This is a genomic window from Halomicrobium katesii DSM 19301, from assembly GCF_000379085.1.
GTDB lineage: Archaea > Halobacteriota > Halobacteria > Halobacteriales > Haloarculaceae > Halomicrobium > Halomicrobium katesii.
Genome location: NZ_KB905378.1, coordinates 847,398 through 853,763 on the forward strand (window position 1 = coordinate 847,398; position 6,366 = coordinate 853,763).

The 6,366-nt window shown below is 64.1% G+C and carries 10 protein-coding genes and 1 pseudogene; 3 read left to right on the forward strand and 8 right to left on the reverse strand.

Annotation, left to right across the window (positions count from 1 at the left end; genetic code table 11):
* Positions 1–195 precede the first annotated feature (195 nt).
* Both HALKA_RS0104390 and HALKA_RS19065 read left to right on the forward strand, forming a co-directional pair.
* Positions 196–387 carry a hypothetical protein gene (locus tag HALKA_RS0104390; RefSeq protein ID WP_018256840.1) on the forward strand — a complete coding sequence of 64 codons (192 nt, stop codon included), beginning with the start codon at positions 196–198 and terminating at the stop codon, positions 385–387.
* A 23-nt stretch (positions 388–410) separates the two neighbouring features.
* Positions 411–647: a HalOD1 output domain-containing protein gene (locus tag HALKA_RS19065; RefSeq protein WP_018256841.1), complete on the forward strand. Its 237-nt coding sequence runs from the start codon at positions 411–413 to the stop codon at positions 645–647.
* Between the two features lie 112 nt (positions 648–759).
* On the opposite strand, the gene hisH is transcribed toward HALKA_RS19065, so the two are convergent.
* The 6 genes from hisH to HALKA_RS0104420 form a co-directional block, all read right to left on the reverse strand.
* Entirely contained in the window at positions 760–1,464 is a 705-nt protein-coding gene (gene hisH, locus HALKA_RS0104400; protein WP_018256842.1) for an imidazole glycerol phosphate synthase subunit HisH, read from the reverse strand.
* Positions 1,465–1,660: 196 nt separating this feature from the next.
* Positions 1,661–2,248: a uracil-DNA glycosylase gene (locus HALKA_RS0104405; RefSeq protein ID WP_018256843.1), complete on the reverse strand. Its 588-nt coding sequence runs from the start codon at positions 2,246–2,248 to the stop codon at positions 1,661–1,663.
* A 39-nt stretch (positions 2,249–2,287) separates the two neighbouring features.
* Positions 2,288–2,731, reverse strand: a complete 444-nt coding sequence (locus HALKA_RS0104410) for a DUF3592 domain-containing protein (protein WP_018256844.1) — start codon at positions 2,729–2,731, stop codon at positions 2,288–2,290.
* 63 nt (positions 2,732–2,794) lie between these two features.
* A complete protein-coding gene (locus HALKA_RS20190; protein ID WP_080505792.1) occupies positions 2,795–2,944 on the reverse strand; it encodes a 50S ribosomal protein L40e in 150 nt (49 codons plus the stop codon).
* A gap of 75 nt (positions 2,945–3,019) precedes the next feature.
* The gene (locus HALKA_RS0104415; protein WP_018256845.1) at positions 3,020–3,391 is read right to left on the reverse strand and encodes a DUF7473 family protein; all 372 of its coding nucleotides are present in this window, start codon (positions 3,389–3,391) and stop codon (positions 3,020–3,022) included.
* Positions 3,392–3,469: 78 nt separating this feature from the next.
* Entirely contained in the window at positions 3,470–4,030 is a 561-nt protein-coding gene (locus HALKA_RS0104420) for a TATA-box-binding protein (RefSeq protein ID WP_015761700.1), read from the reverse strand.
* Positions 4,031–4,262: 232 nt separating this feature from the next.
* Between HALKA_RS0104420 and HALKA_RS0104425 the strand changes: the two genes are divergently transcribed.
* Positions 4,263–5,267, forward strand: a complete 1,005-nt coding sequence (locus HALKA_RS0104425) for a methyltransferase domain-containing protein (protein ID WP_018256846.1) — start codon at positions 4,263–4,265, stop codon at positions 5,265–5,267.
* Positions 5,268–5,277: 10 nt separating this feature from the next.
* On the opposite strand, the gene HALKA_RS20760 is transcribed toward HALKA_RS0104425, so the two are convergent.
* Both HALKA_RS20760 and HALKA_RS20765 read right to left on the reverse strand, forming a co-directional pair.
* Complete coding sequence (locus HALKA_RS20760) at positions 5,278–5,775, reverse strand: hypothetical protein (protein ID WP_155119359.1); 498 nt, start codon at positions 5,773–5,775, stop codon at positions 5,278–5,280.
* A 282-nt stretch (positions 5,776–6,057) separates the two neighbouring features.
* Positions 6,058–6,366, reverse strand: a pseudogene (locus HALKA_RS20765) (IS701 family transposase); the annotation flags it as partial.

The following is a 6,366-nucleotide window of genomic DNA, read 5'->3' on the forward strand; positions in this document are numbered from 1 at the left end:
CGGCCCACCCAATAATTGTAGGCCAGATTGAATGTCATGTCGGAATCGAGTACATGACACACCATGCTTCCCTCGGGGATATATATACCGTGGTCGTCTGAGAAGAGTACGGACAACGATGTCCAGACCCCGAACCTGATTCAGCCGTGCCGGGTCAGTCGTTTCTTGCGTCTGTCGACGGACAGTCCGCTCACTATGACAGGTCCTTCCGACGGCAGAATCACGACGGAGGCGGAGTTCAAAGCAGCGCTGACGACCGTACTGCAGACAGCCCACGAGAACGGCATACGCATCGAGAAACCCTGGCTCTGCCAGACCGACGACGGTTTCCCCGACTGGGAAGCCGCTGTCGTCCGGCTCGATGGCTCTGCCACGGACGAAGACTGAGACGATCAAGATCCAGATTCACCATGCCACTCACAGACGGCCCAGACCTCACGACAAATATCCTCACAGCGATCGCTAGCTACCGCGGTGTCGACGTTTCTGACCTCGATTTTGTCCTCCACGACAGCATCGATACGGCCGCGCTGAACGCACTCTCCCGACACGATGGGGGCGAGTGGACACTCACCGTGGCGATCGACGGCCACAGCGTCACCGTCAACAGTATCGGCCAGATCCTCGTCGACGGCAAACGAACGTAGCGTGCCGAGAGGGACCGCCGGCCACCATGTGGCCATACTGCCGGTCGTACGTCTGTAACCGATTTCTCACCGCGAGGTAGCGAAATGCTTCACGACGTGGCAGACGGCAGTATCAGTTCGTCCGACAGATATCGACGAAGTTCCGCAGAATCCGGAGGCCCGTCTCCCCCGACTTTTCGGGATGGAACTGGGTGCCAAAGACGTTGCCGGCCTCGTTGGCGACGATGCTGGCGAAGTCGGTGCCGTAGTCGGTCGTCGCGACGACGGCGGCATCGTCGTCCGGCGCGGCGTAATACGAGTGCACGAAGTAGGCGTACTCGCCGTCGACGGACCCGCCCTTCCCGGGTCCGTCTGTTCGTGGCAGCTCCGATCCCACACTGTCGACGCCCTCGACGATCGGGTGGTCGCGCTGGACGTCCAGCTCGTTCCAGCCCATGTGCGGGACGGTCTGGTCGGTCCGAAAGCGGACGTTCTTGCCGGGTATCAGGTCGAGCCCCTCGGCGTCGCCCTGGCCCTCGTGGTCCGCCTCTTCGCTCGTCGTCAGGAGCATCTGCATCCCGAGACAGATGCCAAAGAGCGGCGTCCCGGCCGCGGCTTCCTCGACCAGTGCCTCGCGGAACGGACCGGCGTTGTCCATCCCTTCGCTGAACGCGCCGACGCCCGGCAGAACGATGCCGTCGGCCGCGGCGAACTCGGCGAGGTCCTCCGAGAGGAGCACGTCCGCACCGGCCCGTTCGAGCCCGCGGGTGACACTCCGGAGGTTCCCCAGCCCGTAGTCGACGACGACCACCTCGGCGGCGGTCTGTTTCGTGGCCATACGTCGCCTTCGCGAGACGCTCCTAAGTCGCTTCCTGTTCCGTCGAACCTTGCGGCTCCGCCGCTCGCGGTTCCGTCCCTCACCGCTCGCGTTTCGAGGGCCACCCCTCACTTCGTTCTCCGCCGCCGCTCGCGGTTCCGTCCCTCACCGCTCGCGTTTCGAGGGCCACCCCTCACTTCGTTCGGGCTGCCCCTCGCTAGAAATCACCGAGCCGCCGTTGTCCACTGTCCTCGTCCGTGTAGTCGGCGGCCGTCGCGATGGCGTCGTCGAAGGTGTCTGCCTGACTCCGGTCGTACAGCGTCGCCGCCGGGTGGACCGAGATCAGCAGTTCGCGGCGCTGGCCGCCGATCTCGGGGTCGAACACGTCGCCGGCCTCGCTCGTGACTGCCACGTCCCGTTCCAGCAGATGCTCGGCCGGCACCTTCCCCAGGGTCACGATCAGCTCCGGGTCGACCAGTTCGATCTCGCGTTCGAGATAAGGGCGGCAGTTGGCCAGCTCCGCCTGCCGTGGGTCGCGGTTGTCGGGCGGGCGACAGCGCACGCAGTTGGTGATGCGTACGTCGCCCCGGTCGAGTCCCGCCTCGCGCAGGGCGTCGTCCAGTACGTCGCCGCTGCGACCGACGAACGGCTCGCCGTCGGCGTCTTCCTGCGCGCCGGGGGCCTCGCCGACGAACAGGAGGTCGGCCTCCGGCGGTCCGGTGCCGTCGACGATCCGAGACCGAGAGTCGACGAGGTCGCCACAGCGCTCACAGTCGGTCACGTCAAGCCCGTCCATCTGCTCCATACTCGACTCTGTGGCGGGACGGACAAAAGCGCTCGTCGTTCAGACGCCCGCCACACCGAGAGCGGCGGCGACGATGGCCACGAGAGCGCCAACCACGACCAGCACGAGCCAGGATCCGCCGCCCTCGGGCGGGACGAGGACCGCCCGCTCGGGGTCGTCGGCGTCGTAGTGGACGGTAACCTCGGCGTCCTCGTGGAACTCGCCGAGCAACACGGTGCCGCCGCGGCGCGAGAGCGGATCGGTGTTGGCTCGCACGCGGTCGTTCCGGTAGGTCACCCCGTCGACCACGTACTCGTAGCTGACCGCGGGCGTGTAATCCCCGCGCCGGGCACTCGTCTCGGCGTCGAGGTCCGACTCGACGACCGTGCCGGTCGTCGTCGCGTCGTAGGGGTCGCGTAACGCACGTCGAGAGTACCTGACCAGTCCGTACCCGGCGACGGCGACTCCCGCGGTAAAGAGTAGCAACAGCGGAACCGGTGTCATACGAGACTGTCGGTCGGGACGGCAGTATGACTACCGATCAGCAAAAACGGAGAGAAGACCCGATCAGGCCGAACGGGGTTCGCTGGCCTTCGGACGGAGATTCTTGTAGCCACACTTGCGGCACTTTTCCGTTCGGGCCGGGTTGCGAGCGTTACACCGCATGCAGATCTGCTTGTTGAGGAGTCGCTCGGACGCTTCTTCGAACTTAGCCATACGCGTTCATTCCCGTCGGCGCGGTTAAGCGTTTCCGAATCGGCTCGCGTGCGGTCCCGACGACAGCCGGTCGTGTCAGATCAGCCCAAAGATGTTGTTGAACGCGAACCCGAGCACTCCAGCGAAGGCAAAGTGGAGGGCAACGAGGGGCATCGCGGAGCGCCACTTGAGCCGGTAGACGTAGCTGATCGAGAACAGATCGGTCGCGAGCGTGGCGGCGATAGTCACCAGGACGAGCAGGCCAGTGCCGGTGTACTGCTGGAGGAGCAGGGAGACGACCGCCGGTGCGATCGCCGCGTAGGCGGCCCGCTGGCTCGGGACCTCGCCGATGAAGAACACGGCCGCCAGGTGGAGGGTCACGCCGTAGAACAGCCAGGTCACGAGCAGCGTCACGGCGATCGCTACCAGCCCGCCGCCAGCGATACCCGTCTGCAGGAGGCCGAACATAGCAGACGGTACGGCTGGCCCGCTAAAGGATGCATCGAAGGCGCGCCGGCCAGAGAGAAGACGAGAGGCGTCGTCGCGCTATTCCAGCAGGCCGAGGTCTTCGAGTCGGGAGACGATCTTGTCGACGGCCTCCTTGGCGTCGTCGGGCTCTTTCCCGCCCGTGATGACGAGTTTCCCCGAACCGAACAGCAGGGCGACCACGTCGGGGTCGTCGAGGCGGTAGACCAGCCCCGGGAACTGCTCGGGCTCGTACTCGATGTTCTCCAGCCCCAGCCCGATCGCGATCGCGTTGAGGTTCAGCGTCCGACCGAGGTCGGCCGACGTGACGATGTTCTGGACGACGATCTCCGGGTCGTCGTCGACCTGAATGTTCAGATCGCGGAGCTTGTCGAAGACGATGCGCAGACTCTGGTGGACGTCGTCGGTGCTTTTCGCACCGGTACAGACGATCTTCCCCGATCGGAAGATCAGCGCTGCCGACTTGGGGTCCTGCGTCCGATAGACCAGCCCCGGGAACTGCTCGGGATCGTAGTCCGCCCCTTCCAGGTCCATCGCCACGCTCTGGAGGTCGAGTTCTTGCCCAATGCCAGTCGAGGCGACGACGTTTTCGATATTGATGGTTTCCTTGGGGTCAACCATGTCTCGACTTAAAACACGTATTTAACACTTATAAAGGTTGATGGCATGGACTGACAGATCCCACACTGATACGGAACGTTGTCGTTGCGTACCGGTGAGCGTCTACCCGTCCTAACGCTCGCCGGTACATCGATACAACCGCCCGTGTAAAGCGGTCACACGGCCGTCTCGTCGTCGCTTCGAAGGCGAACGGATCGGCACCCTGAAACCCCACTGGCCCCCACCCTCGGGCGTGTACGTCCTCGAACTCGCCGGCCAGGACGATCGCTTCGCAGCCAGGGAAGCGGCCAGCGCGGCGACCGACGTGAGCCTGCTCGCGCCCGGACTGGCGACCGCGCGCGGGATCACCGACCGCGTGTGCACTCTCGCGTTCACCCGGCGGGCCAGCGAACTGCTCGCCACCTGCGAGCCGACCGTCGACAGCGCCAGCGCGACCCTCGACGCCGCGAACGTCGACCGCGCCGGCAGCGTCGCCGTCCGCGCGGTCGACGTGCGGTCGACGACCGGGATCGACACCGAGCGCGCCGAGCGCGAACTCGGACAGCGACTGGTCGATCGGGGCTTCACGGTCGATCTCGAAACTCCCGATCACGAACTGCGAGCACTCTTTTCCGCGGGCCACCAGCAGGCCACCGACGCCAGCGAAGTCGCCGACGACGCCGACGGCGTCTGTGCGCTTGGCTGGCTGGCGGCCACCTCCCGCCGGGACTACGGCGAGCGCGCGCCGATGGATCGCCCCTTCACCCAGCCCGGCAGCATGGACCCGATGGAGGCCCGCGCGATCGTCAACATCGCCGGTGCGCGGGCGGGCCGGCGCGTCGTCGACCCGATGTGTGGCACCGGCGGCGTCCTCATCGAGGCCGGCCTGTCGGGGGCCGACGTGGTCGGGACCGACGCACAGGAAAAGATGGTCCGGGGTGCGCGCGAGAACCTCGGCGCGTTCCTCGACGACTTCGCCGTCGCTCGTGCCGACGCCACCGCCCTCCCGCTCCGGGACGACGCCGCCGACGCCGTCGTCTTCGACGCCCCCTACGGCCGCCAGTCGAAGATCGAAGGCGAACTCGACGCCGTCGTTTCGGGTGCGCTGGCGGAGGCCCGCCGGATCGCTCCGCGGGCTGTCGTGGTCGCGGATCGGTCGTGGGAGACGCCCGCCCAAGACGCCGGCTGGACCGTCGAATCCCGGTTCGAACGGCGAGTGCACCGCTCGCTCGTGCGCCACGTCCACGTGCTGGCGTGACTACACGGCGTCACAGGTCGGTTTCGCCATCGGTTGGCGACGGTGACAGAGTGTCGGTGAACGTCACCACTTCCCCTTGCTCGGTAATTCGAATCATATCGACAAGCGCTTCCTCTGCGTGGAACAGTTTGACTTCACGCAGAATCTGCCCCACGCTGATTCGTGCGGTGTAATCGAAATACCGCTGGCACTGCTCACAGTCCTGCTGGTCGGTCCGATCGGGCCACACTTCGATGTACAGTCTCGCACACTCCTCACCGAAGCACCACGCGTAATCGAGGGAAAGTGGGCCACAGACAGCAGCCATCTGTAGAACACCGTCCACGACAACAGCCTCGGCGTCCGGGTCCCAGGAGAGTGTCCCCCGGTTTTCCCGTTCGTGACAACCGGTTTCGTGGGCCGTTATTGACTCGCTCTGGATGATCGATTGTCGAGTCCCGAGACAACCGCCGAGGCTAGCAGCTGAGAGCCCAATACCACGTAAGACCGTCCTGCGATGTACAGTCATTAGAATATGTAGAGAGGATTGTTGTTCGCGGCTGGATTTCGGGTCACATGCGGACAGACTATCTGAATTCCGTGGGAGGTTCGAGAGCGTAAGTATCGACCGGGAGATTCGTTGCCGTGTGAGTTACTTCTTTCTCTACCCCTGCAACTTCTAAAGATTGTTGCTCTTGGACTTCCTGGATGCCGTAAGTGCTCTTTTTTTGCTGGGACATTTCGTCTATGGGTGGGACGCCGACGTTGCTCTTTTTAACGCGATAGTGAATCTGATTAGTTTCTTTTCTACTCAGCTTTGAACGTTAGCGTCGGCTGTTGAGTGAACGAAGAGGTGATCGATCTCCTCCATGAGGTCATCGACGCCACGATCATTGTTGTCTCGAACCCACGAGAGGAGGTTGTAAACGGCTTCTTTCAGGGAGTGCTCAAGGTTCGCTCGAAGCGATGACGCTTTCGAGCGAACCGTCCCCAAGGCGCTCGATTCGGGATCAAGACGAACGAGACTGTAGGCAGCCATCAGAAGGTGCCAGTGCCGACTGGCACCTTCGTCGGTCTGCATCTCGCAGTCTCCCAAGCCGAGATCCTGCTTCGAGTCCTC